At 68.5% G+C, this 25169-nt stretch carries 26 protein-coding genes and 3 tRNA genes; 11 read left to right on the top strand and 18 right to left on the bottom strand.

Annotated features, from left to right (window positions below; all coding sequences use genetic code 11):
• The first annotated feature begins 13 nt into the window (after window positions 1–13).
• From G6N51_RS22975 to G6N51_RS22960, 4 genes are all read left to right on the top strand, one after another.
• Complete coding sequence (locus G6N51_RS22975; protein ID WP_083171614.1) at window positions 14–895, top strand: cyclopropane mycolic acid synthase family methyltransferase; 882 nt, start codon at window positions 14–16, stop codon at window positions 893–895.
• Between the two features lie 84 nt (window positions 896–979).
• Entirely contained in the window at window positions 980–1876 is an 897-nt protein-coding gene (gene mmaA4 / locus G6N51_RS22970; protein WP_083171710.1) for a hydroxymycolate synthase MmaA4, read from the top strand.
• A 92-nt stretch (window positions 1877–1968) separates the two neighbouring features.
• Complete coding sequence (locus G6N51_RS22965; RefSeq protein WP_083171709.1) at window positions 1969–2667, top strand: YciI family protein; 699 nt, start codon at window positions 1969–1971, stop codon at window positions 2665–2667.
• Between the two features lie 9 nt (window positions 2668–2676).
• On the top strand, window positions 2677–3894 hold the full coding sequence (locus G6N51_RS22960) for an RNA polymerase sigma factor (protein ID WP_083171615.1): 1218 nt from the start codon (window positions 2677–2679) through the stop codon (window positions 3892–3894).
• 15 nt (window positions 3895–3909) lie between these two features.
• On the opposite strand, the gene rplA is transcribed toward G6N51_RS22960, so the two are convergent.
• From rplA to G6N51_RS22900, 12 genes are all read right to left on the bottom strand, one after another.
• Window positions 3910–4617 carry a 50S ribosomal protein L1 gene (rplA, locus tag G6N51_RS22955; protein ID WP_083171616.1) on the bottom strand — a complete coding sequence of 236 codons (708 nt, stop codon included), beginning with the start codon at window positions 4615–4617 and terminating at the stop codon, window positions 3910–3912.
• Window positions 4618–4701: 84 nt separating this feature from the next.
• Window positions 4702–5130 carry a 50S ribosomal protein L11 gene (gene rplK, locus G6N51_RS22950; RefSeq protein WP_068087268.1) on the bottom strand — a complete coding sequence of 143 codons (429 nt, stop codon included), beginning with the start codon at window positions 5128–5130 and terminating at the stop codon, window positions 4702–4704.
• Between the two features lie 42 nt (window positions 5131–5172).
• Entirely contained in the window at window positions 5173–5934 is a 762-nt protein-coding gene (nusG, locus tag G6N51_RS22945) for a transcription termination/antitermination protein NusG (protein ID WP_083171617.1), read from the bottom strand.
• Between the two features lie 26 nt (window positions 5935–5960).
• Window positions 5961–6416: a preprotein translocase subunit SecE gene (gene secE / locus G6N51_RS22940; RefSeq protein WP_083171618.1), complete on the bottom strand. Its 456-nt coding sequence runs from the start codon at window positions 6414–6416 to the stop codon at window positions 5961–5963.
• Between the two features lie 93 nt (window positions 6417–6509).
• A tRNA-Trp gene (locus G6N51_RS22935) sits at window positions 6510–6582 on the bottom strand.
• Between the two features lie 149 nt (window positions 6583–6731).
• The gene (gene hadC, locus G6N51_RS22930) at window positions 6732–7232 is read right to left on the bottom strand and encodes a (3R)-hydroxyacyl-ACP dehydratase subunit HadC (protein ID WP_083171619.1); all 501 of its coding nucleotides are present in this window, start codon (window positions 7230–7232) and stop codon (window positions 6732–6734) included.
• A 3-nt stretch (window positions 7233–7235) separates the two neighbouring features.
• Window positions 7236–7664 carry a (3R)-hydroxyacyl-ACP dehydratase subunit HadB gene (gene hadB / locus G6N51_RS22925; RefSeq protein WP_083171620.1) on the bottom strand — a complete coding sequence of 143 codons (429 nt, stop codon included), beginning with the start codon at window positions 7662–7664 and terminating at the stop codon, window positions 7236–7238.
• Complete coding sequence (hadA, locus tag G6N51_RS22920) at window positions 7651–8130, bottom strand: (3R)-hydroxyacyl-ACP dehydratase subunit HadA (protein ID WP_083171621.1); 480 nt, start codon at window positions 8128–8130, stop codon at window positions 7651–7653. The genes hadB and hadA overlap by 14 nt, the downstream gene beginning before the upstream one ends.
• Window positions 8131–8178: 48 nt before the next feature.
• A complete protein-coding gene (gene rpmG / locus G6N51_RS22915; RefSeq protein ID WP_007167776.1) occupies window positions 8179–8346 on the bottom strand; it encodes a 50S ribosomal protein L33 in 168 nt (55 codons plus the stop codon).
• A 44-nt stretch (window positions 8347–8390) separates the two neighbouring features.
• Window positions 8391–8464, bottom strand: a tRNA-Met gene (locus tag G6N51_RS22910).
• Between the two features lie 52 nt (window positions 8465–8516).
• Window positions 8517–8589: transfer RNA gene (locus G6N51_RS22905), tRNA-Thr, on the bottom strand.
• A 76-nt stretch (window positions 8590–8665) separates the two neighbouring features.
• Window positions 8666–8875, bottom strand: a complete 210-nt coding sequence (locus tag G6N51_RS22900; RefSeq protein WP_083171622.1) for a type II toxin-antitoxin system VapB family antitoxin — start codon at window positions 8873–8875, stop codon at window positions 8666–8668.
• A gap of 110 nt (window positions 8876–8985) precedes the next feature.
• On the opposite strand from G6N51_RS22900, the gene G6N51_RS22895 reads away from it, so the two are divergent.
• The 3 genes from G6N51_RS22895 (at window position 8986) to G6N51_RS22885 (ending at window position 11319) form a co-directional block, all read left to right on the top strand.
• The gene (locus tag G6N51_RS22895; protein ID WP_083171623.1) at window positions 8986–9699 is read left to right on the top strand and encodes an MBL fold metallo-hydrolase; all 714 of its coding nucleotides are present in this window, start codon (window positions 8986–8988) and stop codon (window positions 9697–9699) included.
• A gap of 70 nt (window positions 9700–9769) precedes the next feature.
• Window positions 9770–10627 (top strand): hypothetical protein, encoded by an 858-nt coding sequence (locus G6N51_RS22890; RefSeq protein ID WP_083171624.1) that lies wholly within the window; start codon window positions 9770–9772, stop codon window positions 10625–10627.
• Window positions 10624–11319, top strand: coding sequence for a crotonase/enoyl-CoA hydratase family protein (locus tag G6N51_RS22885; RefSeq protein ID WP_083171625.1), 696 nt, complete (start codon window positions 10624–10626; stop codon window positions 11317–11319). Before G6N51_RS22890 ends, G6N51_RS22885 begins: the two co-directional genes overlap by 4 nt.
• A 180-nt stretch (window positions 11320–11499) precedes the next feature.
• Here G6N51_RS22885 and G6N51_RS22880 read toward each other — a convergent pair whose 3' ends face one another.
• From G6N51_RS22880 to G6N51_RS22865, 4 genes are all read right to left on the bottom strand, one after another.
• Complete coding sequence (locus G6N51_RS22880) at window positions 11500–12510, bottom strand: patatin-like phospholipase family protein (protein ID WP_083171626.1); 1011 nt, start codon at window positions 12508–12510, stop codon at window positions 11500–11502.
• A gap of 1 nt (window position 12511) precedes the next feature.
• A complete protein-coding gene (cynS, locus tag G6N51_RS22875) occupies window positions 12512–12967 on the bottom strand; it encodes a cyanase (RefSeq protein ID WP_083171627.1) in 456 nt (151 codons plus the stop codon).
• Window positions 12968–13088: 121 nt separating this feature from the next.
• Window positions 13089–13838, bottom strand: coding sequence for a class I SAM-dependent methyltransferase (locus G6N51_RS22870; RefSeq protein WP_083171628.1), 750 nt, complete (start codon window positions 13836–13838; stop codon window positions 13089–13091).
• 25 nt (window positions 13839–13863) lie between these two features.
• Entirely contained in the window at window positions 13864–14379 is a 516-nt protein-coding gene (locus G6N51_RS22865) for a nitroreductase family protein (RefSeq protein WP_083171629.1), read from the bottom strand.
• 179 nt (window positions 14380–14558) lie between these two features.
• Between G6N51_RS22865 and G6N51_RS22860 the strand changes: the two genes are divergently transcribed.
• On the top strand, window positions 14559–15425 hold the full coding sequence (locus tag G6N51_RS22860; RefSeq protein WP_083171630.1) for a cyclopropane mycolic acid synthase family methyltransferase: 867 nt from the start codon (window positions 14559–14561) through the stop codon (window positions 15423–15425).
• A gap of 23 nt (window positions 15426–15448) precedes the next feature.
• On the opposite strand, the gene G6N51_RS22855 is transcribed toward G6N51_RS22860, so the two are convergent.
• Window positions 15449–15883: an SRPBCC family protein gene (locus tag G6N51_RS22855; RefSeq protein WP_083171631.1), complete on the bottom strand. Its 435-nt coding sequence runs from the start codon at window positions 15881–15883 to the stop codon at window positions 15449–15451.
• Window positions 15883–16716 (bottom strand): lysophospholipid acyltransferase family protein, encoded by an 834-nt coding sequence (locus G6N51_RS22850; RefSeq protein WP_083171632.1) that lies wholly within the window; start codon window positions 16714–16716, stop codon window positions 15883–15885. The genes G6N51_RS22855 and G6N51_RS22850 overlap by 1 nt, the downstream gene beginning before the upstream one ends.
• 94 nt (window positions 16717–16810) lie before the next feature.
• Between G6N51_RS22850 and recC the strand changes: the two genes are divergently transcribed.
• The 3 genes from recC to recD are packed head-to-tail and all read left to right on the top strand — an operon-like array spanning window position 16811 to window position 25145.
• A complete protein-coding gene (gene recC / locus G6N51_RS22845) occupies window positions 16811–20107 on the top strand; it encodes an exodeoxyribonuclease V subunit gamma (protein WP_083171633.1) in 3297 nt (1098 codons plus the stop codon).
• Window positions 20107–23388 (top strand): UvrD-helicase domain-containing protein, encoded by a 3282-nt coding sequence (locus G6N51_RS22840; protein ID WP_083171634.1) that lies wholly within the window; start codon window positions 20107–20109, stop codon window positions 23386–23388. The genes recC and G6N51_RS22840 overlap by 1 nt, the downstream gene beginning before the upstream one ends.
• Entirely contained in the window at window positions 23385–25145 is a 1761-nt protein-coding gene (gene recD / locus G6N51_RS22835) for an exodeoxyribonuclease V subunit alpha (protein ID WP_083171635.1), read from the top strand. The genes G6N51_RS22840 and recD overlap by 4 nt, the downstream gene beginning before the upstream one ends.
• The last annotated feature ends 24 nt before the right edge of the window (window positions 25146–25169 follow it).

Raw genomic sequence — 25169 nt, 5'->3', positions numbered from 1 at the left:
GTGGGGAGGGTAGATGCCTGACAACCCGGTCGGCGCTGTGCGTACGCGGTCCAATTCGGACGACGTACGGGCGCATTACGACCTGTCCAACGAATTCTTCGCGCTCTTTGTGGATCCGACCCGCACCTACAGCTGCGCGTATTTCCCCCGCGAGGGCATGACCTTGCACGAAGCGCAGGTCGCCAAGCTCGACCTGACACTGGACAAGCTCGGCCTCGAGCCGGGGATGACCTTGCTCGACGTCGGCTGCGGCTGGGGTTCGGGGCTGAAGCGCGCCGTCGAGCGCTACGACGTCAACGTCGTCGGCCTGACCCTGTCCAGGAATCAACACGCCTATTGCCGGCAGGTGCTCGACGCGATGGACACCGAGCGGTCGCGGCGGGTGCTGCTGCGCGACTGGGCCGAGTTCGACGAACCGGTGGACCGGATCGTCGTCATCGAAGCGTTGGAGCACTTCGGCTTTCACCGCTACGACGACTTCTTCGAGTTCGCCTACGAAGCGCTGCCCGACGAGGGCGTGATGCTGCTGCATTCCATCACCGGGCTGCACGTCAAGCAGGTGATGGAGCGCGGCATCCCGTTGACGATGGAGATGGCGAAATTTATGAGGTTCATCGTCACCGACATCTTCCCGGGCGGCCGGCTGCCGATGATCGAGACGGTCGAGGAGCACGCGACGAAGGTCGGGTTCAGGGTGTCCCGCATCCAGTCTCTGCAGTCGGACTTCGCCAAGACCCTGGACTTCTGGTCCGACGCGCTGAAGGCCCACAGGGACGAGGCCATCGCCATTCAGTCCGAAGCGGTCTACGAGCGCTACATGAAGTACCTGACCGGCTGCGCCAAGGTGTTCCGCATGGGCTATGTCGACTGCAACCAATTCACGCTGAAAAAGTAGGGTTGGGTATCGTTGCCCGTCACACCCGCCGAGCAAGTCCGCGGATCATAAGCAGTGACCTTCATCCAGGAGAACAAGACGAAAATGGCTGATCAACCGGCTAGCCCGACGAAGACGCGGACGGCTCCCGAGGACATTCAGGCGCACTACGACGTCTCCGACGACTTTTTCGCCCTGTTCCAGGATCCGACACGGATCTACAGCTGCGCCTACTTCGAGCGTGACGACATGACGCTGGAAGAGGCGCAGTACGCCAAGATCGACCTGAACCTGGACAAGCTGGACCTCAAGCCGGGCATGACCCTGCTCGACATCGGGTGCGGCTGGGGCACCACGATGAAGCGCGCTGTCGAGCGGTTCGACGTCAACGTCATCGGCCTGACGCTGTCCAAGAACCAGCACGCCCGCTGCGAGCAGCTGTTGGCTTCGATCGACACCAACCGCTCGCGTGAGGTGCGGCTGCAGAACTGGGAGGACTTCAGCGAGCCCGTCGACCGGATCGTGTCGATCGAGGCCTTCGAGCACTTCGGGCACGAGAACTACGACGACTTCTTCAAGAGGTGCTACGACATCATGCCCGAGGACGGCCGGATGACCGTCCAGAGCAGCGTGAGCTACCACCCCTACGAGATGGCTGCCCGCGGTAAGAAGCTGACTTTCGAGACGGCCCGGTTCATCAAGTTCATCGTCACGGAGATCTTCCCGGGCGGCCGGCTGCCGTCCACACAGATGATGGTCGACCATGGCGAAAAGGCGGGTTTCATTGTGCCCGAGCCGCTTTCGCTGCGTCCGCACTACATCAAGACGCTGCACATCTGGGGCGACAACCTGGAGGCCAACAAGGACAAGGCCATCGAGGTCACCTCCGAAGAGGTCTACAACCGCTACATCAAATATCTGCGCGGCTGCGAGCACTACTTCACCGACGAAATGCTGGACGTCAGCCTGGTGACCTACCTGAAGCCGGGGGCGGCCGCCTAGTTGGGCCCCAGCTGTCGGATCAGGGCTGCGTCGTTCGTCGGATAGATAGAGAGTGGAGCAGGAGGCTTCGCTCACTACCGGAGGTGACGAACATGCAATATTTCGCCCTGCTGATCGCCAAGGAGCAAGACCGCACGCCTGAAGAGTGGGCGGCCGGCATGGCCGCGTGGGAGAACTTCCACGCCAAAGCCGGCGCGGCGATCAAGGCCGGTGACGCGCTGGCGCCCGCCGCGGCCGCGGTGGTCATCAGCGGCGGCCCCGACGCGCCGATCACGACCGACGGCCCCTTCGCCGAGGCCGCCGAGGTGGCCTGCGGCTACTACGTGTTCGAGGCCGAAAACCTGGACGAGGCGCTGGCGCTGGCGCGCGAGGTACCGGTCGCCCAGTTCGGCGCCGTGGAGCTGTGGCCGGTGGTCCACTCGATCGAACCTTCGCGCAAACTCACCGGTAACGACTGGCTGGCGCTGCTGCTCGAGCCCCCCGCTTCGGCCCACACGCCGGGCACCCCGGAGTGGGAGGCCGTGGCGGCGCGGCACGCAGATCTGCACGCGGCCGCGGGCGACCACATCATCGGCGGCGCCGCATTGCACGACAGGTCCACCGCCACCACCGTGCGGGTGCGCGACGGCGAGGTCCTCATCACCGACGGGCCATACGTGGAGGGCGCCGAAATCGCCACGGGCGTCTACCTGCTCGCCGCGGGGGATCGCGACGAGGCCGTCAAGCTGGCGTCGATGATCCCCGCTTCGACCGTGCAGGTGCGCCAACTGGCTGGAGTCTCGGGACTCTAGGCATCCGCGATGTCCGACCTGGACGGCGTCTTCCGGAGGGAATGGGGACCCGCCGTCGCCGCGCTCGCGCGGTGGTCCGGGGACCTCACCATCGCCGAGGACGCCGTCCAGGAAGCCTGCGCCGAGGCGCTTGGAAGCTGGGACCGCGACGGCGTGCCGGACAGTCCCGGCGGATGGCTGGTGACCGTCGCCCGCAACCGCGCGCGCGATCGTCTGCGCCGCGAATCCGTCCGTCCCGGAAAGGAATTGGCGGCCGTGATCGACGAAATCCGGGCGCGCACCGATCACACCGACCCGTCCCCCGTTCGTGACGACGAACTGCGGATGATGTTTACCTGCGCGCACCCCGCCCTGGACCGCCAATCGCAATTGGCGCTCACCCTGCGGCTGGTGTCGGGGTTGACCGTCGCCGAGATCGCCCGCGCGCTGCTGCAGACCGAAGCGGCGATCGGCCAGCGAATCACGCGCGCCAAGAACAAGGTTCGGCACGCCAATATCCCGCTGCGGGTGCCACCCGCCGAGCTCCTGCCCGAGCGCACCCCACACGTGCTGAGTTGCGTCTACTCGGTCTTCACCGAGGGGTATTGGTCGACCGCCGGCCCGTCGGCGATCCGCGACGAACTGTGCGACGAAGCGATCCGGCTGGCCGGCGAGCTGTGCGCGCTGATGCCGCACGAGCCCGAGACCCACGCGCTGGCCGCCCTGATGCTGCTGCACGATTCGCGGCGAACCACCCGGGTCGACGACACCGGGATGTTGGTGCCGCTCGACGAGCAGGACCGCCGCCGGTGGGACCGCGGCCGCATCGCCAGGGGCCTGGACCGGCTACGCCGCGCCGAGGGCTCGACGGGCCCCTACCTGCCGCAGGCGGTGATCGCCGCGGTGCATGCGACGGCGCCGTCCTGGGACCAGACCGACTGGGTCACCATCTGCGCGGCCTACGACCGGTTGCTGCGGCTGACCGACTCACCGGTGGTGCGTACCAACCGCGCCCTCGCGGTCGGCTTCCGCGACGGCCCCGATGCCGGGCTCGCCGCGCTGGACGAGGCGGCGCACGACCCCCGGCTGGCCCGCTCCAATTTGGTCGCGACAGTGCGCGCCGACCTGCTTCGGCGCGCGGGCAGGCCGGCCGATGCCGTCACCTGGTACCGGAAAGCGTTGCAAGCCAACGGTCCCGAGCCCGGTCGCGAGTTCCTGCGGCGCCGCATCGCCGAGTGCGGCGGCTAGTCCGCCAGAGGAAGGCTACGCCTCGGCGAAGTTGCGGGTGACGGACGGGTCGACCGGGATGCCCGGGCCCGTGGTCGTCGACACGGTGATCTTCTTCAGGTAGCGGCCCTTCGAGGCGGACGGCTTGAGCCGCAGCACCTCATCGAGCGCGGCGCCGTAGTTCTCCGCGAGGGCCTTCTCGTCGAAAGACGCCTTACCGATCACGAAGTGCAGGTTGGCCTGCTTGTCGATGCGGAAGTTGATCTTGCCGCCCTTGATGTCGGCCACGGCCTTGGCGACGTCCGGGGTGACGGTGCCCGTCTTGGGGTTCGGCATCAAACCGCGCGGACCCAGCACGCGGGCGATGCGGCCCACCTTCGCCATCTGGTCGGGGGTGGCGATCGCGGCGTCGAAGTCCAGGAAACCGCCCTGGATCTTCTCGATCAGGTCGTCGCTGCCGACGATGTCGGCGCCGGCGGCCTGCGCCTGCTCGGCTTTGTCGCCGACGGCGAACACCGCGACGCGGGCCGTCTTACCGGTGCCGTGCGGCAGATTGACCGTGCCGCGGACCATCTGGTCCGCCTTGCGGGGGTCGACGCCGAGGCGGATTGCCACCTCGACGGTCGCGTCCTGCTTGGTCGACGCGGTCTCCTTGGCGAGCTTGGCCGCCTCCAGCGGGCTGTACAGGCTGTTGCGGTCCACCTTCTCGGCGGCGGCGCGGTATGCCTTGCTGTTCTTGCTCATTGATTCATCCAATCTGGTGTTGGGTCGTGGTTCAGAGCGGGCCGAAGCTGGCCCTCCCACGGGTTGGGGTCGAGCTGTGCGGACCTATTCGACGGTGATCCCCATCGACCGGGCGGTGCCGGCGATGATCTTGGCGGCCGCGTCGATGTCGTTGGCGTTGAGATCGGTCTTCTTCGTCTCGGCGATCTCACGAACCTGGTCCCAGGTCACCTTGGCGACCTTGGTCTTGTGCGGCTCGGCCGAGCCCTTGCCCACGCCGGCGGCCTTGAGCAGCAGCTTGGCGGCGGGCGGCGTCTTGAGCGCGAAGGTGAAGCTGCGGTCCTCGTAGACCGTGATCTCCACCGGGATGACCTGGCCGCGCTGGTTCTCCGTGGCGGCGTTGTAGGCCTTGCAGAACTCCATGATGTTGACGCCGTGCTGGCCGAGTGCGGGTCCGACCGGCGGCGCCGGGTTGGCCTGCCCCGCCACGATCTGCAGCTTGATCAGCCCAGCGACTTTCTTCTTCGGGGCCATGAGTTGTTGGTGTTCCTTCCTGGACTGGGCTTGATTGCCCGGTTAGATCTTGGAGACTTGGCCGAACGTCAATTCCACGGGCGTCTCGCGACCGAAGATCGACACCAGCACCTTGAGCTTCTGCTGTTCGCCGTTGACCTCGCTGATGGTCGCCGGCAGCGTGGCGAACGGCCCGTCCATGACCGTCACCGATTCGCCGACCTCGTAGTCGACCTCGACGGCCGGGCGCTCCAGCCCGCCGGCCTCGGCGGCGGCGGCGGTGGTGGCCGCGCCCTTGGCGGCTTTCTTGGCGGCGCCCCGCGGCAGCAGGAACTTCACCACGTCGTCGAGCGTCAGCGCAGACGGTCGCGACGTCGCGCCGACGAACCCGGTGACGCCCGGCGTGTTGCGCACCGCGGCCCACGAGTCGTCGGTCAAATCCATGCGCACCAGGATGTAGCCGGGCAGCACCTTGCGATTGACCTGCTTGCGCTGGCCGTTCTTGATCTCGGTGACCTCTTCGGTGGGCACCTCGACCTGGAAGATGTAGTCGCCGACGTCCAGGTTTTGCACGCGCGTCTCGAGATTGGCTTTGACCTTGTTCTCGTACCCCGCGTAGGAGTGGATGACGTACCAGTCGCCCGGCTTGCTGCGCAGCTCAGCTTTGAGCGCGGCCGCCGGGTCGACCTCCTCGGCCGACTCCTCGGGAGCCTCGGTCGCTGAGGTTTCCGGGGCCTCGGTGGCCTCGGTGGCCTCGGTGGCCTCGGTGCGCTCCTCTACGTCGACCGCTTCACCCGCGGACGTGTCACCGTCGTAGGTAGTCACGGTTTTCAGTCCTCTCTATCTCTCGCTCAGCCGAACACCAGCAGCACAAGCTTGGTGAGACCGAAATCCGCGAGGCCGACCAGCGCCACCATGAAGGCCAGGAACGCCAGCACCACCGATGTGTAGGTGAACATCTGCTTGCGGTTGGGCCAGATAACCTTCCGCATCTCCGCAACCACCTGCTTGAGGTAGTTGTAGACGAACATGAGCGGGTTGGCCGAACGGTCCCCGGGCTTCTTCGGTTTCTTGGCCTTCTTGGCTTTGGCGCCCTTGCCGGCCTTGTCCTTCTTGGCGACCTCGGCCTCGTCCGCCGACTCTACGTCGGCGTCCTCGCCGGCATCGGCCGCTCGCTGCCGAGATCGTTTGCCGGTGGGGCGCTGCGGCCGGGTCACCACAGCGGTCCGACCGCCGCTCGCGCGGCCGTCCTCCCTGTCGGCGCCGTCGCTTGCGGCGTCGTTGGCAGCGTCGCCTTCGTCGCTCACCGCATGCTCCTTAAGTTTGCTCGTATCCGTGGGCCGTCCCATCGTGGTGGGCCATTCTTCCAGTGTCCACCATGGCACGCCTGAAGTGTTCAGCAGGGGCGACAGGACTTGAACCTGCAACCTGCGGTTTTGGAGACCGCTGCTCTGCCAGTTGAGCTACGCCCCTTCGCGGTTGGCAGGCCAACCTGCGCTTACCTACCGGGGCTTACATGACACGCGCGCTCCCCGTTCTTTCGACTCACGGAAAGCGCGCTGATGCTGGGAAAACCCCGACGTCCGAGTGTACTCGATTCCCCTTATACGCAGGAAATCCGATTACGCCGTCCTGACGACCTGGCCGGACTCGGGGTCCCATTTGAGATTCTCCGCCTGCTCGGCGTACTGGCTCATCAGCGTGGTGTACGCCTCCAGCACCAGTTCGCCCTCTTCGTTGGTGCAGATGTTCTTGGTGACGACGATGTCGGCGCCGAAGCGCTCGTCCACCGACAGGATGTCCATCCGGGCCCACAGCTTGTCGCCGGCCTTGATCGGCTGGGCGAACACAAAGCGCTGGTCGACCTGGACGATGACCATGGTCTCCATGCCGATGTCGACATGCCGGAAGAAGTCCAGCTGGACCAGCTTGGCGAAGATGGTCGCGAAGGTCAGCGGTGCCAGGATCGCGTCGTGGCCGAGTGCGGCGGCCGCGTCTTCGTTGTAGTGGGCCGGGTGGCGGTCCTTCACGGCCTGCGCGAACTGGCGGAGTTGCTCCCGCCCCACCACGAAGTAGTCCGGGTAGCGCCAGATCATTCCCCTGATGTCTGTTTTGAGCGCCATGGGCTAGGCGAGCGTTGCGGACGCGATCGCCCTGCCGAAGATCTTCTTGCCGCCCGTGGTGGCCGTCAGGGCGATCGTCACTGACTTGGTCTCGGGATCGACGGACTTGACCCGGCCGCTGAAGACGAGTTCGGCGCCCTTGCCGTCGTTGGGGACCGGCACCACCGCGGTGAACCGCACGTTGTACTCGGTGACCGCACCGGGGTCACCGATCCACGAGGTGACGTAGCCGCCGCCGATGCCCATGGTCAGCATGCCGTGCGCGATCGCGGTATCCAGCCCGACGACCTTGGCGATCTCGTCGTCCCAGTGGATCGGGTTCAAGTCGCCGGACACCCCGGCATAATTCACCAGGTCCTGCCGGGTCAGAGGGTAGGTCCTCTCGGGAAGCTGGTCGCCCACCTTTACCGAGCTGAACTCACGCAGTGGCATCAGAAAATCCCTCTTCTCCATCCTCACCCGCACGGCCCGCCAGGGTCGTGAAGGTCTCCTGAACGACATCACCGGCTTCGTTGGTGATGATGTTCTTGGTCACGATGATCTGGGTACCGTGCGACGTCCGCACCGAGTCCACATAGACGTCGCAGTACAGCTTGTCGCCGGCGACGATCGGCCCCTTGAACTTCAGCACCTGGTCGACCTGAACGACCTGCGCGTCCTGGACGGCGATGTTCGCGTGCTTGAAAAACGACGTCTGCGCCTTGTAGCCGAATACGCAGATGAACGTCAACGGGGCCAGCAGCCCGGGGTAGCCGAGCTCGGCCGCCGCCTTCTCCTCGAGAAATGCGGCGTCGTCGTTCTGGACGGCGACGGCGTGCTCGCGGATCTTCTCCCGCTCCACGACGTAATAATCGGGATAGCGGTAGTGCATCCCGACGATGCTTTCGGATAACGGCACGGCTCTGAAATCTACCTAGTCGGTCTGAGTAACGTTCGCCGGGAGCGGCTAGCGCGTCTCTCGATGCGCCTGGTGCTTGCCGCAGTTCGGGCAGAACTTCTTCAGCTCCATGCGGTCCGGGTCGTTCCGGCGGTTCTTCTTGGTGATGTAGTTACGGTGCTTGCACACCTCGCATGCCAAGGTGATCTTCGGCCGCACGTCGGTACTGGAAGCCATGACGGTTCTCTCTCAAATCTCTCAAAGTGCATTGTGTTGTGTTGTAGCGATGGCCGGACTCGAACCGGCGACCTAACGATTATGAGTCGTTCGCTCTAACCGACTGAGCTACATCGCCTCTGGCCGCCCCGGTTCGGGGTCGGGCCGCCACGCCTGCTCGGCGTCCGCCGAGCCCCCTAACGGAATCGAACCGTTGACCTTTTCCTTACCATGGAAACGCTCTACCGACTGAGCTAAGGGGGCCGTTCACCCGAATCGGCAGTGCCGTGGGCCTAAAAGAGGGTACAACCTGGCTCGCAACGGGACCAAACCACGGGCTTTACGGGACGCTGTCGCCGCCGCGGCGGGGCTGCCACGCGCTGAGGTCGCTGAACTCGTCGTATTCTTCGTCGGCCACCCCGGCATCGGCCTCGGCCAGCAGGGTGCGCAGCGCGAGATTGACGGCCTCGCGGGCATCGGCCAGATGGAAGCGGCGTATCGCCTCGTCGATCAGATCGACGTCGATCTCGATTTCGACCTTCTTCCTCATGCGCCAACAATACCCACCGGGCAGCGGGCCAATCGCTGCTCGCGGGCGGTGCCGGGCGGACTTCGCGGCGGCACTGCGGGCCCGTTACGGGCAGGCCCTAGTCTGGTCACGTGCCAACGGACCGGCTGTACTTTCGCCAACTGCTCTCCGGTCGCGACTTCGCCGCCGGCGACATGTTCGCGACGCAGATGCGCAACTTCGCCTACCTGATCGGCGACCGTGAGACGGGCGACTGCGTGGTGGTCGATCCCGCGTACGCCGCCGGCGAGTTGCTCGACACGCTCGAGGCCGACGGCATGCACCTGTCCGGGGTGCTGGTCACCCACCATCATCCCGACCATGTGGGCGGATCGATGATGGGCTTCTCGCTGCAGGGCCTGGCCGAACTGCTGGAGCGGGCCGCCGTGCCCGTACACGTCAATACCCATGAGGCGCAATGGGTTTCGCGAGTCACCGGGATCAGCCTCGGCGACCTCACCGCTCATGAGAATCATGACAAGGTCAGCATCGGCGATATCGAGGTCGAGTTGCTGCACACGCCCGGCCACACGCCCGGCAGCCAGTGCTTTCTGCTCGACGGCCGCCTGGTGGCCGGTGACACGCTGTTCCTGGAGGGCTGCGGCCGCACCGACTTTCCCGGCGGCGACTCCGACGAGATGTACCGCAGCCTGCGGCAACTCGCCGCGCTGCCCGGCGACCCGACGGTTTTTCCCGGCCACTGGTATTCGGCGGAGCCGAGCGCCTCGCTGTCAGAAGTCAAGCGCTCCAACTATGTGTATCGGGCCGCCGACCTTGCCCAGTGGCGAATGCTGATGGGCGGCTGAGGCGGGCGGGCGATCGCTCGAGCGCGACTCACCGGCAACCGGCCTGTGATATAAGCGGAAGGTGGATTCCATGGGGTGGGTCCAGGACAGCTGGCACGGAATCACGCACGTTGGGTCCAGCACCTGGATCGCGTGGGCGGCCTGGGCGGCGATCGCGCTCGCCGTCGCGACCCTGATCTTCACCAACCGGCAGATCGCCCGCAACCGCCGGCTGGCCGCCGAGCAGACGCGGCCGCAGGTCGCGATGTTCATGGAACCGCATCCCGCCGACTGGCACGTGATCGAGCTGGTGGTGCGGAATTTCGGGAAGACCGCGGCCTACGACATCACGTTCTCGTTCATGAATCCGCCGACGGTGGCCGAATACGAGAACGCCACCGACGGCTACGCCGACGTCGCCGAACTGCGCCTCCCCCGCGAGTTGCCGGTGCTGGCGCCCGGCCAGGAATGGCGCATGGTGTGGGACTCGGCGCTCGACCGCGCGGAGATCGGCAGCGGCATCGAGTCCCGCTTCACCGGCACCATCAACTACTACGACCGGCCTGCGCACCCGCACGGGCGGCGGTTCTGGGAGCGTGAGCGCGTCCCGCTGGAGACCCAGGTCGTGCTGGACTGGGACTCCTTGCCGCCCGTCCAGCGCATCGAGCTGATGACCACCCACGACCTGGCGAAGCGGGAGAAGCAGAAGCTGGAGCTGCTGCGCGGGCTGCTGACCTACTTCCACTACGCGAGCAAGGAGACCCGGCCCGAGGTGTTCCGCAGCGAGATCGAGCGAATCAACGCCGCGGTGCGGGAAACGCAGGACCGATGGCGCAGCCGCCAGCTGGACGAGCCCACCGATGTCAGCCTGCGCTGGGGCGAGGCCGAGGACGACCTGGGCAAACACCACAGCCAGCCCGCGGGACGGCAAGGAGCTGGCAACCAATGAGCGGCCCGGTCCACTACACCCTCAAGGACTCCATCGCCGTCATCCGGATGGACGACGGCAAGGTCAACGCGCTGGGTCCGACCATGCAGCAGGCGCTGGGCGAGGCGATCGACCGGGCCGACGCCGACAACGCCGGGGCGTTGGTGATCACCGGCAACGAGCGGGTGTTCAGCGGCGGGTTCGACCTGAAGATCCTCACCTCCGGCGAGGCGCAGCCGGCGATCGACATGCTGCGCGGCGGCTTCGAGCTGGCCTACCGGCTGTTGTCCCACCCCAAGCCGGTGGTGATGGCCTGCACCGGCCACGCCATCGCGATGGGGGCGTTCCTGCTGTCGTCCGGTGACCACCGGGTGGCCGCGCACGGCTACAACATCCAGGCCAACGAGGTGGCGATCGGCATGGTCATCCCCTACGCGGCCCTGGAGATCATGAAGCTGCGCCTCACGCGGTCGGCCTACCAGCAGGCCGCGGGGCTGGCCAAGACGTTCTTTGGCGAGACCGCGTTGGCCGCCGGCTTCGTCGACGAGATCGTGCTACCGGACATGGTGGTCAGTCGCGCCGAGGAGGCCGCGCGCGAATTCGCCGGTCTGCACCAACACGCCCACGCCGCAACCAAATTGCGCGCCCGAGCCGATGCCCTCAAGGCCATTCGGGCCGGCATCGACGGCATCGAGGCCGAGTTCGGGCTGTAGCCGGCCCGGCCCCGCGCTCAACGTCGCGCCAGATGCGCCGGGCCAACGCGATGCGCCGAAGCAGCTGTCACCACAGGTATTGATGGGCTGAACGGCGAACGCGGTGGCCGCCGCCGGCCGCCACCGCGTTCCCTTCGCCTCCTCGCCGCCAGTGTGGCACGCGCGCGAATGGCCGTCACTTCAGTTCGTGACGAATCGTCGGAACCGGTTCAGGTATCCCGGCCAATCCCAGGTGTGCAGGAAGTCGTGCGCCGCGGCGTAGCCCCGGTCGCAGAGTTCCTCCAGGCGGGCCCGGGATATGCCGAAGTCGAGAACGCTCACGTCGGTGGAGGCCACCCCGATGGTGCGGCACTTGACCCACGGCAAGCTCAGCTGCGCCTGGTCATGGCCGACCAACATGGTGGTGAAGAGGCTTTGCAGCAGGGCCGATTGTTTGAGGAAGCGCAGCGGGCGCAGCGCGGGAAACACCTGATCCACGCCCTCGGCCAGCCTGGGCATCACCGTGATGCCGAACGTCGGCCAGCGCGGCGGTCTGCCGTCCGTGCGGTCCAGCGAGTCGATCGGGAAATTCGACAGCACGCCACCGTCGACCAGGGTGGACGTGAGCCCCATGGTGTCGGTCAGCGTGACCGGCGGGTAGAAGAAAGGGATCGCCATCGAGGCGCGGACCGCGTCCGCGACGGGCTGCTCGTCGGGGTCGAGCCCGTACAGCCGCCGATAATCCCATGGCAGTCGCACCAGCTGCGCCGCGGTGACGTCGGCGACGGTGACCGCGACCTGGTAGCGCCGTTCCGGGAGGAGCTCGTCGTCGGCGAGAGCCAGGTCGCCGAACGTGACCACGCCCAGGTTCTTCAGCTCGCTGCGAATCCAGTCATGGGCGAAATCGCCGCGGTACATCGAGGTGTCCCGCACCAGTCCCCACGCGGAGCCGACGAGGGGCACCGGCCCCGCGTCGCGCCACTTGCGCAACGGCACCGACAGCGCGAGCTCCCTGACCTGGCCGCTGGTCAGTTGATCGCCCTTGGACGCGGCCGCCGAGATCGCCGCGACCACCGATCCCGCCGAGACACCCGACACCCGGTAGGCCGAGTAGCCGGCATCCATGAGGGCGGTGACCGCGCCGACCAGGCCGATGAACTTCACGCCCCCGCCCGAAAGCACCAGGTCCACCGGTTTCGCGTCGGCCACCATTTCAGCTATCCGCCGAAACCCATTGATAGGGAAGGAATTTGCCATCCAGCGTCACCACGACGCGGTCGCCCGACGGGTGTGATTTCTTGTGCAGGTCGACGCTGAAATTGATCGCGCTCATGATGCCGTCACCGAACTGCTCGTGGATCAACTCCTTGATCGCGCCGCCGTAGACCTGCAGCGCCTCGTAGAAGCGGTAGATGGTCGGATCGGTCGGCACGGCGGTCGGCAGCCCGCCCCGCATGGGCGGCGCCGCCAGCACCGGCACCACCGACTCGTCGAGGTGCAGCCGCTCGACGAGAACCCTCGCCAGCTCGGCGGGAATCGGATGCTGGCCGAGCAGCGCCGAGGTGGTCCACAGCACCGGCCTGTCTATGGCGTCGGCCAGCTGTTGCCAGGTCAGGCCCAGCCTCAGGCGAGCCAGGACGATCTGCTCGGTGATCTCGTGTCTGTTCATAGCCCCCAAGCATGCACGCACGGCGCCGCGCCGCGTCGGGGACCATGGGGCGCTCCCCGACCTGATATCGCCCGCGATATCGAATTCGCCGCTGACGCACGTGTCCAGAATCCGGCGGGCCTCACCCCGGCTTCGTCGCGGTGACCAGGCGCGTGGAAAACCACGGACCACCGTAGTACATGCGCCATCCGACGTTGCGGCGCCGCACGTTTCGCCAACCCAATTCCCTGAGGTGCGCGGCATGCCGGCGGGTCTCCCAGAGGTCCGCGATCGCCAGCCGCCCGCCCGGGCGCAGCACCCGAACCGCTTCATCGAGAGCTTTCCGCCGGCCGGCGCGCGTCGGGATGTTGTGGATGGCCAGGTTGCTGACGATCACGTCGACGCTGTCGTCGGCCAAGGGCAGGGCTGTCATGTCCGCGGTGTGCACCTCGACGCGATCGCTGACCGCTTCCAGCGCCGCGTTGGCCAGGGTGGCCTCCGGGGAGTTGTCGGTCTGGTCTGCCTGCCACAGATCGACACCGACCGCACGACCCCGAGGCAACCTCGTCGCCGCGGCGAGCAACACCGCGCCGCGCCCGCAGCCGAGATCGAGCACCGTTTCGTCGCCCCGCAGCCGAAGATCGGCCAGCACCCGGTCCCACACGACGAACTTGCCGACCCGCGTCGCGTACACGTAAAGGGCTGCGCTCGAGGCGATCCCGACCGCCGACGTTGCCGCCAGCGCCGCCGTGAGCCGCTTGCCGCGCGCCCAGCCGACCACCGCCCACCCGAGAAGGGCGACGGTCTGGGCAGCGAGGCCGATCGCCTGCCCACGCGCCGAGATGGTGTGAAACGAGCCGTCTATTCCGTAGTCGCCCCGGTGGTCATGCACGGTGCCGAGCTTACGACCGCCGTCGTCACCAACGACCGTGGTGGACGACCTCGGCGAAGGGCCGCCGGTTCGGTGTGCGGATCGGGGTGAGCGGACGGTCGGCGGGATACCCGACGCCCAGCAGGAAGGCGACCAGCCGGTCGTCGGGAACACCGAGGATGGCCCGCGCCTTGTCCTGGTCCCCCACCGACGAGTGCCCGGTCCCGATCCCCAGGTCAGTGGCCGCGATCATCATCGCCATCGTGGCCTGACCGACGTCGTAGTTGTCGGTGACCACCCTGCGCTCGTCGGGCGGCACGGGCACGACGATCGCGATCGCGGCGGCCGCGGCGGCGATGTGGCCTGCGCCCCGCCACACGGTCGACAGGGCCTGCAACTGCGCCCGGTCGGTGACGATCACGAAATCCCACGGCTGCCGGTTTTTCGCGGAAGGGGCACGCCACCCGGCCTCGGCGATGCGGTTCAGGTCTTCTCCGGAAACCGGGTCCGGCGTGTACTGCCGGACGTTGCGCCGGGCGCGGATCGCGTCCCAAGCCTCCATATGTACCCCTCCTGATTCTCCAGCCGACTCCGGGTAAACGGGGGTAACCTCGTCGGAATTCCCCGCATATGCGCGCAGAAGTTTGATTCCGGCAGTTACGGGAAGCCACGGTGAACCAGCTGAGCCGCCTACTCGTGTACCAGCTGAATGGCCCCGGATGAGAGAGGCGCGTAGCCGGCATGACCGAGAAACTGACGCCGCATTTCGACGACGTCCAGGCGCACTATGACCTGTCCGACGACTTCTTCCGGCTGTTCCTCGACCGCACCATGACCTACAGCTGTGCCTACTTCGACCGCATGCGGGACATCCCGCTCGAAGAGGCGCAGCTGCGCAAGATGGACCTGGCGCTCGGAAAGCTGGGCCTGCGGCCCGGGATGACACTGCTGGACGTCGGCTGCGGCTGGGGCGGCACCATGCGCCGCGCGCTGGAGAAGTACGACGTGGACGTCATCGGGCTGACGTTGTCCAAGCACCAGGCCGCGCACGTGCAGAAGATGTTCGACGCGATGACCACCCCGCACAGCAGGCGGGTGTTGCTGCAGGGCTGGGAGCAATTCGACGAGCCCGTCGACCGGATCGTCTCCATCGGCGCGTTCGAGCACTTCGGCTACGACCGCTACGACGATTTCTTCCAGATGGCTTACCGCGTCCTGCCCGACGACGGGGTGATGCTGCTGCACACGATCACCATGCTGACCCCGGAGCAGATCGTCGAACGCGGCTTGCCGATGACCGAAGAGCAGACCGGCTTCAACGACTTCATCGCCCGCGAGATCTTCCCCGGCGGCCAGCTGCCGCCGATCGAGATGGTGGAGTTCCATGCGTCGAAGATGGGCTTCAACCTGGCCCGCAGGCAGTCGCTGCAGCTGCACTACGCCCGGACGCTCGACCTCTGGGCCGCGGCGCTGGAAGCGCACCACAGCGAGGCGGTCGCGATCCAGTCCGAAGAGGTCTACCAGCGATACATGAGATACCTGACCGGGTGCGCCAAGGCATTCCGCGACGGCTACATCGACATCAACCAGTTCACGCTGGCCAAGTAGCCGGGCCGCATACCCGGCGGGGGTCACGACTCCACAAGGCGGACAAGGTTTTTCAGGCTCTCGTCGAGTGAGCGGCCGACCCAGAAGGCCGCCACGCGGTCGGCGATCAGGCCCAGCAGGCCGCCTTCGGAGCTGTAGGCGAGCCGGAACGTCACGCGGGTCCGGCCGGGGCCGGCGTCGCGCAACCGGAACCGGCCGCGCTGCGTCACGCCGGTGATGTTGATCCAGGCCAGATCCCGCGCAGTATCGAACTCCACGACTTCGGCGATGCCGCCCACCGGGATCGAGCCGATCTTCCACAACACGGTGTAGCGGGCGCCCACCCGGGCCGGGCCCTCCGTCAGCGTCTCCCAGCGCTCCAGGTGCGGTAGGAACGACGGGTATCGATCCGGGTCGCTGAGCACCGTCCACACCGTGTCGCGATCCGCGTTGACGACGATCCGTCGTTCGACGCGCATCAGCCGAGCACCGGGAAGCGGCGCTGCGCGGCAAGCCGGTCCACACCGGCCTGCAGGCTGGCGATCACCTCGTCGTACACGGCCTGGTCGTCGTCGCCCACCGCGACCGGCTCCTGCACCTCGATGACGATCTTGGCGGGGAGCGGGATGTGCCCCAGCAGGTCGCTGATGTTCAGGCCCCACGGCAGCGCCAGCGAGATGGGCACGCTCTTGAGCCGGACTACCTTGTCGACCAGCAGCAGTCTGGCCAGCCATTGCGCGCGGCCGAGGAACAACGCCGTCTCCTGGCCGCCGACGGCGGCCACCGGCACGATCGGCACGCCGGTCTCCCGCGCGAGCCGCACGAACCCCTTGCGGCCGCCGAAGTCGACGATGTGCCGCTGCCAGGACGGGCGGAAGACCTCGTAATCGCCGCCCGGATATACCAGCACGGCGGCACCGGATTCCAAAGCGAGGCGGGCGTTTTCGGGACTGGCCGCCACGGTGCCGAACTTGCGCAGCCAGCGCAGCGGCGGATAGAGGGTGACCAGGTTGTGCGCGAGCTGATAGAACGGGCGCTCCACACCGAAGTACGAGCAGAACGCCAGGGTGAAGACGAAGGTGTCCGGCGGGACGTTGCCGCCGCTGTGGTTGCCCACCAGCAGCACCGGTCCGTGCGTGGGAATGCGGTCGAGTCCGCGCACGTCGGCGCGGAAATACAGCGATGCCACCAACCAGGTCGCGGGCAGCTGGTCGCGGATGAAGTCCGGGTCGCGCTGATCCAGGTCCGCCTTGGGCACCCGGTCCGCGATCTGCCTACTCGCCCACCCGATGGCATCCGCGACTGTCGCCATGATTTCAGCCTGGCACAGCGGGGCCGACGGGTGGAGGGACTTTCGTCGCCTACCGCGGCCCGATGTCGGTGCGGGGGTCTATCGTTGCACCGCAATGGCGCTTCATCTCCACCGTGCCGAACGCACCGATCTCCTTGCCGACGCTCTCGGGGCCCTGCTGGCCAACCCGCCCATCGACCCGTTCGCCGAAGAGCTGGTGCTGGTTCCCGCACGGGGCGTAGAGCGCTGGCTCAGCCAGCGGCTGTCGCATCTGCTCGGCCGCTCCCGGGGCGGCCCGGGCGGCGACGGGGTGTGCGCGGGGGTGGCGTTTCGCAGCCCCTCGTCCCTGATCGCCGAGCTCACCGGCACCGCCGACAAGGATCCCTGGTCGCCGGACGCCATGACCTGGCCGTTGCTGGAGGTGATCGACTGCTCCCTGGACGAGCCGTGGTGTCGCACGCTGGCAACGCATTTGGGCCACTTCGACACGGGCCCCGAGGCGGAGTTGCGCCGCGGCAGGCGTTATTCGGTCGCGCGCCGGCTGGCCGGGTTGTTCGCCTCCTACGCAAGCCAGCGTCCCCAGCTGCTGGCCGACTGGCTGACCGGCGACGAGGGCCCGGACGACCTCGACGCCGACCTGGCCTGGCAGCCGGAACTGTGGCGGGCGGTGGCGGCGATCATCCCGGCCGATCCCCCGCACGCCCGCCACCGGAGCACGATCGCCCGGCTGCTGGCAGGCCCGTGCGACCTGCCCGCGCGGCTGTCGCTGTTCGGCCACACCCGGTTGTCGCGCACCGATGTGGAGCTCCTCGAGGCGGCCGCGGCGCACCACGACCTGCACCTGTGGCTGCCGCACCCGAGCGATCGGCTGTGGCGGGGTTTGACCGGCGTTCACGGCGTGGTGCGCCGCCGCGACGACGACAGCCGGCGCGCGGCGCGCCACCCATTGCTACAGACCCTCGGCCGCGACCTCCGCGAATTGCAGCGGGGGCTGCCGGCCTCCCGTGCCACCGATGAATTCATCGGCGCCGCAACGCGATCCGATACCCTGCTGGGCTGGCTGCAGTCCGACATCGCGGCCAATGCGGTCAGGCCGACGGGCCGCAAACCGTCCCCCGGTGACCGCTCGGTGCAGGTGCACAGCTGCCACGGCGCGGGGCGGCAGATCGACGTGCTGCGCGAGGTGCTGCTCGGGTTGCTCGAAGACGACCCGACGCTCGAGCCCCGCGACATCGTCGTGATGTGCCCCGACATCGAGACCTACGCCCCCCTGATCGTCGCCGGGTTCGGACTGGGGGACCTGACCGGGGAAGGTCACCCCGCGCACCGGCTGCGGGTGCGCCTGGCCGACCGGTCCCCCGCCCAGACCAACCCGCTCCTCGGCGTGGCCGAGCAGTTGCTGAACTTCGCGGGCGGCCGCGCCACCGCCACCGAGGTGCTGAACCTCGCGCAGGCCGCGCCGGTGCGGGCCCGCTTCGCGTTCACCGACGACAACCTCGACTCGATGACCGCGTGGGTGCGGGAATCGGGGATCCGGTGGGGGTTCGACAAGGAACAGCGCGCGCCCTACGGGCTGGACCACATCCTGCACAACACATGGCGTTTCGGACTCGACCGCATCCTCACCGGCGTCGCGATGTCCGACGACTCGCAGGCCTGGCTGAACACCGCGCTACCGCTCGACGACGTCGGCAGCAACAAGGTCGAGCTGGCCGGGCGGCTGGCCGAATACGTCGCGCGGCTGCAATCCGCGGTGGATGCGCTGGACGGGCCCCGGCCGTTGACCGAGTGGATCGACGCGCTCACCACCGGGGTCACCGCGCTCACGCAGGTGGGCACCGATGACGCATGGCAGGCCGGGCAGCTCCGCAGCGAGTTCGCAAACGCCTTGGAGCAGGCCGGTTCCCGCGACTCGACCATGATGCGCCTGCCCGATGTGCGCGCGCTGCTGGCAGGGCACCTGGCCGGGCGACCGACTCGCGCGAACTTCCGCACCGGCACGTTGACCGTCTGCACCATGGTCCCGATGCGCTCCGTTCCCCACCGGGTGGTGTGCCTGCTCGGCCTCGACGACGGTGTCTTCCCCCGCTTCAGCCGGCCCGACGGCGACGACGCGCTGGCCCGGGTGCCGATGACCGGCGAACGCGACATCCGTTCGGAGGACCGGCAGTTGCTGCTGGACGCGATCTGCGCGGCCACCGAGACGCTGGTGATCACCTACACCGGTAACGACGAACACACCGGTCACCCGCGCCCGCCGGCCGTGCCGCTGTCCGAGCTGCTGGACGCACTGGACCAGACGGCCTGCGAGCGCGTGCGCGGGCGCGTGGTCGTGCGTCATCCTTTGCAGCCCTTCGACATTCGCAACGTCACCCCCGGTGAACTGGTCCCGGGCCAGCCGTTCACCTTCGACCCCACCACGATGGTGGCCGCCCGGGCCGCGGCCGGCGACCGGCACGCCGCCCGCCCGTTCTTCGCCGGCCCGCTTTCCGAGCCACCGCACGACGACGTCGCCCTGGCCGACTTGGTCACCTTCCTCCGGGATCCGGTGAAGGGCTTCTTCCGCGCCCTGGACTACGTGCTGCCCTGGGAGGTCGAGGACCTCGAGGACGAGATGCCGGTCCAGATCGACAATTTGGCGGAGTGGACCGTCGGCGATCGCATGCTGCGCGACATGCTGCACGGCATGCATCCGGACACCGCCGCCAACGCCGAATGGCGGCGGGGGACCCTGCCGCCCGGTCGCCTCGGGATGCGCAAGGCCATCGAGATCCGCGACCAGGCCGCCGATCTGGCGCGAACGGCGTTACGGCACCGCGGCGTTGACGCCGACGCGTACGACGTCGACGTGGACCTCGGCGGCGGCCGCCGCCTCACCGGCACCGTGACGCCGGTCTTCGGCGAGCGCACGGTTTCGGTCACCTTCTCCAAGCTGGGTGGCAAGCACCTGATGGAGTCCTGGATTCCACTGCTCGCCTTGAGCACCGCCGTGCCGGACCGCGACTGGGCGGCCCTGTGCATCGGGCGCGCAAGAACCGACCACCGCATCGAGCAGCGACTGCTGGGACCGCCGCCCGGCCCCGGTGAGGCCTTGCGTGACCTGGTGCGCCTCTACGACGCGGGCCGCAGGGAGCCGCTGCCGCTGCCGGTCCGAACGTCGTTCGCCTGGGCCGAGGCCCGCCACAGCGGCCGAGACCCGGTCCGGGCGGCCGGTTGGCGGTGGCACTCACAGAACAACTTCCACGGCGAGAACGCGGAGCCCGCGCACGAAAAGCTCTGGGGCAAACGGGCGCCGCTGAGCGTCTTGCTAGGCGCGCCGCATCTGGGCGAGGAGGTCGGCGGGGAAGACTCCCGCCTGGGCGCACTGGCCGCGCGGCTGTGGCTGCCGATGCTTCGCTCTGAGGTGCGCTGATGGACCGCTTCGATTTGCTCGGCCCCCTGCCCGGGCCCGGCTGCACGACGGTCCTGGAGGCCAGCGCCGGCACGGGAAAAACCTTCGCGCTCGCCGGCCTGGTCACCCGCTATCTCGCCGACGGCCTGGCCACCCTCGACGAGATGCTGCTGATCACCTTCAGCCGCGCCGCCAGCCGGGAATTGCGCGAGCGCGTCCGGGCCCAGATCGCGCAAACCGTTGCCGCACTCTGCGATCCGGCATCCGGCGCCCCCAACGAGTTGGTCGCCCACCTGATGCGGGGCACCGCCGCCGACCGCGGCGCGCGCAGCGGCAGACTCACCGACGCGCTGGCGGGATTCGACGCGGCCACCATCGCCACCACCCACGAGTTCTGCAGCATGGTGCTGAAATCCCTCGGCGTCGCCGGAGACACCGACGCCGGCGTGACGCTGGTCGAAAGCCTCGACGACCTCGTCACCCAGATCGTCGACGACCTCTACCTCGCGCGCTTCGCGTCAGAACGTGACGACGCGGCGTTCAGTCACCCCGCCGCGCTGGCGCTGGCCCGTGCGGTGGTCCGCGACCCGTGCGCGGAGCTGCGGCCGCAGCGGCCCGACGCGGATTCCGTTGCCGCGGTGCGACTCCGGTTCGCCACCGATGTGCTCGCCGAGTTGGAGCTCCGCAAGCACCAGCTCGCCATCCTGGGCTACGACGACCTGCTGCGCAGGCTCGCCGCCGCGTTGCGCACGCGGGATTCCGACGCCGCCAACCGGATGCGGGCGCGTTGGCCCATCGTCATGGTCGACGAGTTCCAGGACACCGATCCCATTCAGTGGGAGGTGATCGGGCGCGCGTTCGGCGGCCACTCCACCGTGGTGCTGATCGGCGATCCCAAGCAAGCGATCTACGGCTTTCGCGGCGGCGACATCTACACCTATCTGGAGGCCGCCCGCACCGCCGGCGAGCGGCGCACGCTGGACGTCAATTGGCGCAGCGACACCGCACTGGTCGAGCGTCTGCAGACCGTGCTGCACGGCGCGGCGCTGGGCGATCCCGGCATCGTGGTGGGCGAGGTCGAGACGCGCCTGGGGGGCCACCGGCTTTCGGGCGCGCCGCGCAACGCCCCGTTTCGGCTGCGCCTGGTCAGCCGCTCCATGTTCGGGGTCGACCAGTCCAAAACCATTCCGATGTCCGAGCTCCGCCGCTACATCACCGCCGATCTGGCCGCCGACATCGGCGCCCTGCGGGCGGGCGGCGCCACGTTCGGCGGTGTCCCCGTCGAGCCCGGTCACGTGGCGGTGATAGTGGAGACCGGTGAGGACGCCCGGGCGTGCCAAAGCGCCCTGATACAAGCCGGAATTCCCGCCGTCTACACCGGCGACGCCGATGTGTTCCTCTCCCAGGCCGCAGAGGATTGGCTGTGCCTGCTCAACGCGTTCGACCAGACCCACCGCAGCGGGATGGTCCGTGCCGCCGCGGCGACGGTGTTCTTCGGCAAGACAGCCCACGCGCTGGCCGCCGGGGGCGACGAGCTCACCGACGAGGTGGCCGCCACGTTGCGGGACTGGTCGGGCCAGCTGCGGGAGCGCGGACCGGCCGCGGTGTTCGAGGCGGCGCAGTTGGCCGGGATGGGCCGGCGCGTGCTCGCGGAGCAGGGCGGCGAGCGCACGATGACCGACCTGGCCCACATCGCGCAACTGCTGCACGGCGTTTCGCACCGGGATCGGCTGACCCTGCCGGCGCTGCGCGACTGGCTCCGCCGGCAATGCGACGAGCGCGACGGTCCGCCCGAACGCAATCGGCGCATCGACAGCGACTCGGCCGCGGTACAGGTCATGACGGTGTGGGGAGCCAAAGGTTTGCAGTTCCCGATCGTCTACCTGCCGTTCGCGTTCAACCGGCACGTCTTCATCGAGGACATCCCGATGTTTCACGACGACGCCGGCGTTCGCTGCCTGCACATCGGCGGGCCCGAGAGCCCGGACCTCGCCGAGATCGAGAGGTTCAGCCGGGCCGAGGCGGCGCGCAACGACATCCGGCTCACCTACGTCGCGCTGACCCGGGCGCAGTCGCAGGTGGTGGCGTGGTGGGCGCCGTCCTGGGACGAACCCAACGGCGGGTTGTCGCGGCTGATGCGGGGCCGGCGCCTCGGCGAGGCCGAAGTGCCGGACCGCTGCGATCCGAAGACGGTCTCCGACGAGGAAGCGCGGGCCCGCTTCGACGCCTGGGAGGCGGCGGGCGGCCCGGTGATCGAGGAGGCCGTCGTCGCCGGCGCCCCCGCCGTTGCGGGGCCGGCACCGCCAACCAACTTGGCGGTGCGGCACTTTCACCGTGTGATCGACACCGCCTGGCGGCGCACGTCGTACTCGGCACTGATCCGCGACGCCGACGAGCGCGGCCTGGGTAGCGAGCCGGAGACCGGCGCTCGCGACGACGAGGTCGAGGTGACCCCGGCCGCGACCCCGCCGGTCGTCGGTGCGGACACGTCCTCCCCGATGGCCGACCTGCCGGCAGGCGCGACGTTCGGGTCGTTGGTGCACGCGGTGCTGGAGAACGCCGACCCGTCGGCGCCCGACCTGACGGCCGAATTGGAGGCGCAGGTACGCATGCATTCGGCCTGGTGGCCGGTGGACGCCGATCCCGCCGGGTTGGCTTCGGCCTTGGTCCCCCTGCATGACACGGCGCTGGGTCCCTTGGCGCCCGGCATGACCTTGCGTCAGATCGCGCTCCCGGATCGACTGCGCGAGTTGGCCTTCGAGATCCCGCTGGCGGGCGGTGATTCTCGTGGCGAGGTGACCGACATCCGGCTCTCCGACGTCGGTGAGTTGCTGAGCCGATACCTTCCGCCCGACGATCCCCTGGCCGGTTACGCGAACCGGTTGAGATCCGACGGCTTGGGCCGCCAGCCGCTGCGAGGCTACCTGTCCGGCTCGATCGACGCCGTGCTGCGAGTGCCCGGGCCGCGCTACCTCGTTGTCGATTACAAGACCAACATGCTCGGTGCCACCGCGGCCGATTACAGCTTCCCCACGCTGACCGAAGCGATGCTGCACTCCGACTATCCGCTGCAGGCGCTGCTGTATCTCGTTGTGCTACACCGCTTCCTGCGTTGGCGCCAGGCCGGCTACGACCCAGCGCGGCACCTGGGCGGAGTGCTGTACCTGTTCGTGCGCGGCATGTGCGGCGCCGCCACACCGGCGCCCGGCGGCCAGCCCTGCGGAGTGTTCAGCTGGGGGCCGCCGGCCGAGCTGGCGGTCGCCCTGTCCGATCTGCTCGACGCGGGGCCGCGCGCCGCATGAGCACCCTCGAGGAAGTCTCCCCGGATCGACTCGACCACCGATTCGCACTGGCCGCCGGTGGTCTGCTCGGCGAATTCAACGGCGCGGGCGTGCTGGATGCCGCGGACGTGCATGCGGCGCAACGCATCACGGCGCTGGCGGGCGAGTCCGACGAAGCGGTGGCGCTGGCGCTCGCGCTGCTGGTTCGTGCGCTGCGCGGCGGCGCGGTGTGCGTCGACCTGTCCACCGTCGCCGCGGACTGCGACGCGCCGGAGTTGCCGTGGCCAAAGCCGGTGTCCTGGCTGACGTCGGTGCGTTCGAGCACGCTGGTCGCCGACCCGCCGGTCCTGCGACTCTACGCGGATCGCCTGCTGTACCTCGATCGGTATTGGCGCGAAGAGACCCAGGTCTGCGCCGACCTGCTGGCGCTGTCGGTGCCCGAAGCGCCGGTCGAGGCGCCCGTCCTCGAGCGGCTCTTCCCGTCCGGTTATGACGAACAGCGGGCGGCGGCGCAAATCGTGCTGTCCCAAGCGGTTACGGTGCTCACCGGCGGTCCGGGGACGGGCAAGACGACGACCGTCGCCCGCCTGCTCGCGCTGCTGAGCGACCAGGCGGACCGATCGGGCGGGGCGGGTCTGCGGATCGCGATGGCCGCGCCGACCGGCAAGGCGGCCGCGCGGTTGACCGAAGCGGTGGCCGCCGAGGTCGCCAGGCTCCAACCCCGCGACCGTGAGCGCCTGGCCGGGTTGGAGGCGGTGACGCTGCACCGGCTGCTCGGCAGCCGCCCCGACACGTCGGTGCGGTTCCGGCACCACCGGGCCAACCGGTTGCCGCACGACGTGATCGTCGTCGACGAGACGTCGATGGTGTCGTTGACGATGATGGCGAGGCTGCTCGAGGCGGTGCGGACCGACGCGCGGCTGATCCTCGTCGGCGATCCCGACCAACTGGCGTCGGTGGAGGCCGGAGCGGTGCTGGCCGATCTGGTCGACGGCCTGTCCGCCCGCCACGACCGGCGGGTCGCCGCCCTGCTGTCGTCGCACCGTTTCGGCGAGTCGATCGGTGCGCTCGCCGACGCGATCCGCGTCGGTGACGCCGACCGGGTGATCGCGGTGCTGCGGTCCGGCGGCGATCACATCGACTGGGTGGACGACGAGGAGCCGACCGATCGCCTGCGGGCAATCCTTGTCCCCCACGCGCTTCGCGTGCGGGAGGCCGCCGTGTTGGGAGCCGACGCGGTCGCGCTGCAGGAACTCGACCGGCACCGGCTGTTGTGCGCGCACCGCCATGGCCCGTTCGGGGTCGAGCGGTGGAACCGGCAGGTCCATCGATGGCTCACCGAGGAGAGCGGCCTGCCGGTGTGGTCCCAGTGGTACGCGGGCCGACCGTTGCTGGTCACCGCCAACGACTACGGGTTGCGCGTGTACAACGGCGACACCGGTGTGGTGGTCGCCCATCAGGAGGGATTGCGGGCCGTGATCGCCGGGGCCGCGGGGCGGCTGGAATTCGCGACCAGCCGGCTCTCCGACGTCGAGACGATGTATGCGATGACCATCCACAAGAGCCAAGGCAGCCAGGCCGACGAGGTGACCGTGCTGCTGCCCCCGCAAGACTCTCGCCTGCTCACCCGTGAGCTGTTCTATACGGCGGTGACGCGCGCCAAAACCAAGGTGCGCGTGGTCGGTTCGGAGAGCGCGGTACGCGCCGCGATCGGCCGCCGCGTGGTGCGCGCGAGCGGGCTGCGCCAGCGGCTCAGGTCCGCTGCCGGGCCCGCCTAGCGCCGCGGCCGTGCCGGTACGGCA

The organism is Mycobacterium paraseoulense (assembly GCF_010731655.1).
Lineage (GTDB): Bacteria > Actinomycetota > Actinomycetes > Mycobacteriales > Mycobacteriaceae > Mycobacterium > Mycobacterium paraseoulense.
The sequence above is the reverse complement of the archived record's forward strand: the minus strand, read 5'-3'. Positions and strand labels throughout refer to the sequence as shown.

Coding starts and splice junctions, on each gene's coding strand:
- G6N51_RS22965 (WP_083171709.1), top strand. CDS start 1,969: ATGCAATATTTCGCCCTGCTGATCGCCAAGGAGCAAGACCGCACGCCT.
- recD (WP_083171635.1), top strand. CDS start 23,385: ATGAGCACCCTCGAGGAAGTCTCCCCGGATCGACTCGACCACCGATTC.
- cynS (WP_083171627.1), bottom strand. CDS start 12,967: ATGAACAGACACGAGATCACCGAGCAGATCGTCCTGGCTCGCCTGAGG.
- G6N51_RS22855 (WP_083171631.1), bottom strand. CDS start 15,883: ATGCGCGTCGAACGACGGATCGTCGTCAACGCGGATCGCGACACGGTG.
- G6N51_RS22885 (WP_083171625.1), top strand. CDS start 10,624: ATGAGCGGCCCGGTCCACTACACCCTCAAGGACTCCATCGCCGTCATC.
- rplK (WP_068087268.1), bottom strand. CDS start 5,130: ATGGCCCCGAAGAAGAAAGTCGCTGGGCTGATCAAGCTGCAGATCGTG.
- G6N51_RS22880 (WP_083171626.1), bottom strand. CDS start 12,510: ATGGTGGCCGACGCGAAACCGGTGGACCTGGTGCTTTCGGGCGGGGGC.
- hadB (WP_083171620.1), bottom strand. CDS start 7,664: ATGCCACTGCGTGAGTTCAGCTCGGTAAAGGTGGGCGACCAGCTTCCC.
- G6N51_RS22960 (WP_083171615.1), top strand. CDS start 2,677: ATGTCCGACCTGGACGGCGTCTTCCGGAGGGAATGGGGACCCGCCGTC.
- mmaA4 (WP_083171710.1), top strand. CDS start 980: ATGGCTGATCAACCGGCTAGCCCGACGAAGACGCGGACGGCTCCCGAG.
- G6N51_RS22840 (WP_083171634.1), top strand. CDS start 20,107: ATGGACCGCTTCGATTTGCTCGGCCCCCTGCCCGGGCCCGGCTGCACG.
- recC (WP_083171633.1), top strand. CDS start 16,811: ATGGCGCTTCATCTCCACCGTGCCGAACGCACCGATCTCCTTGCCGAC.
- G6N51_RS22900 (WP_083171622.1), bottom strand. CDS start 8,875: ATGAGGAAGAAGGTCGAAATCGAGATCGACGTCGATCTGATCGACGAG.
- G6N51_RS22975 (WP_083171614.1), top strand. CDS start 14: ATGCCTGACAACCCGGTCGGCGCTGTGCGTACGCGGTCCAATTCGGAC.
- rpmG (WP_007167776.1), bottom strand. CDS start 8,346: ATGGCTTCCAGTACCGACGTGCGGCCGAAGATCACCTTGGCATGCGAG.
- hadC (WP_083171619.1), bottom strand. CDS start 7,232: ATGGCGCTCAAAACAGACATCAGGGGAATGATCTGGCGCTACCCGGAC.
- G6N51_RS22890 (WP_083171624.1), top strand. CDS start 9,770: ATGGGGTGGGTCCAGGACAGCTGGCACGGAATCACGCACGTTGGGTCC.
- G6N51_RS22865 (WP_083171629.1), bottom strand. CDS start 14,379: ATGGAGGCTTGGGACGCGATCCGCGCCCGGCGCAACGTCCGGCAGTAC.
- rplA (WP_083171616.1), bottom strand. CDS start 4,617: ATGAGCAAGAACAGCAAGGCATACCGCGCCGCCGCCGAGAAGGTGGAC.
- G6N51_RS22850 (WP_083171632.1), bottom strand. CDS start 16,716: ATGGCGACAGTCGCGGATGCCATCGGGTGGGCGAGTAGGCAGATCGCG.
- G6N51_RS22860 (WP_083171630.1), top strand. CDS start 14,559: ATGACCGAGAAACTGACGCCGCATTTCGACGACGTCCAGGCGCACTAT.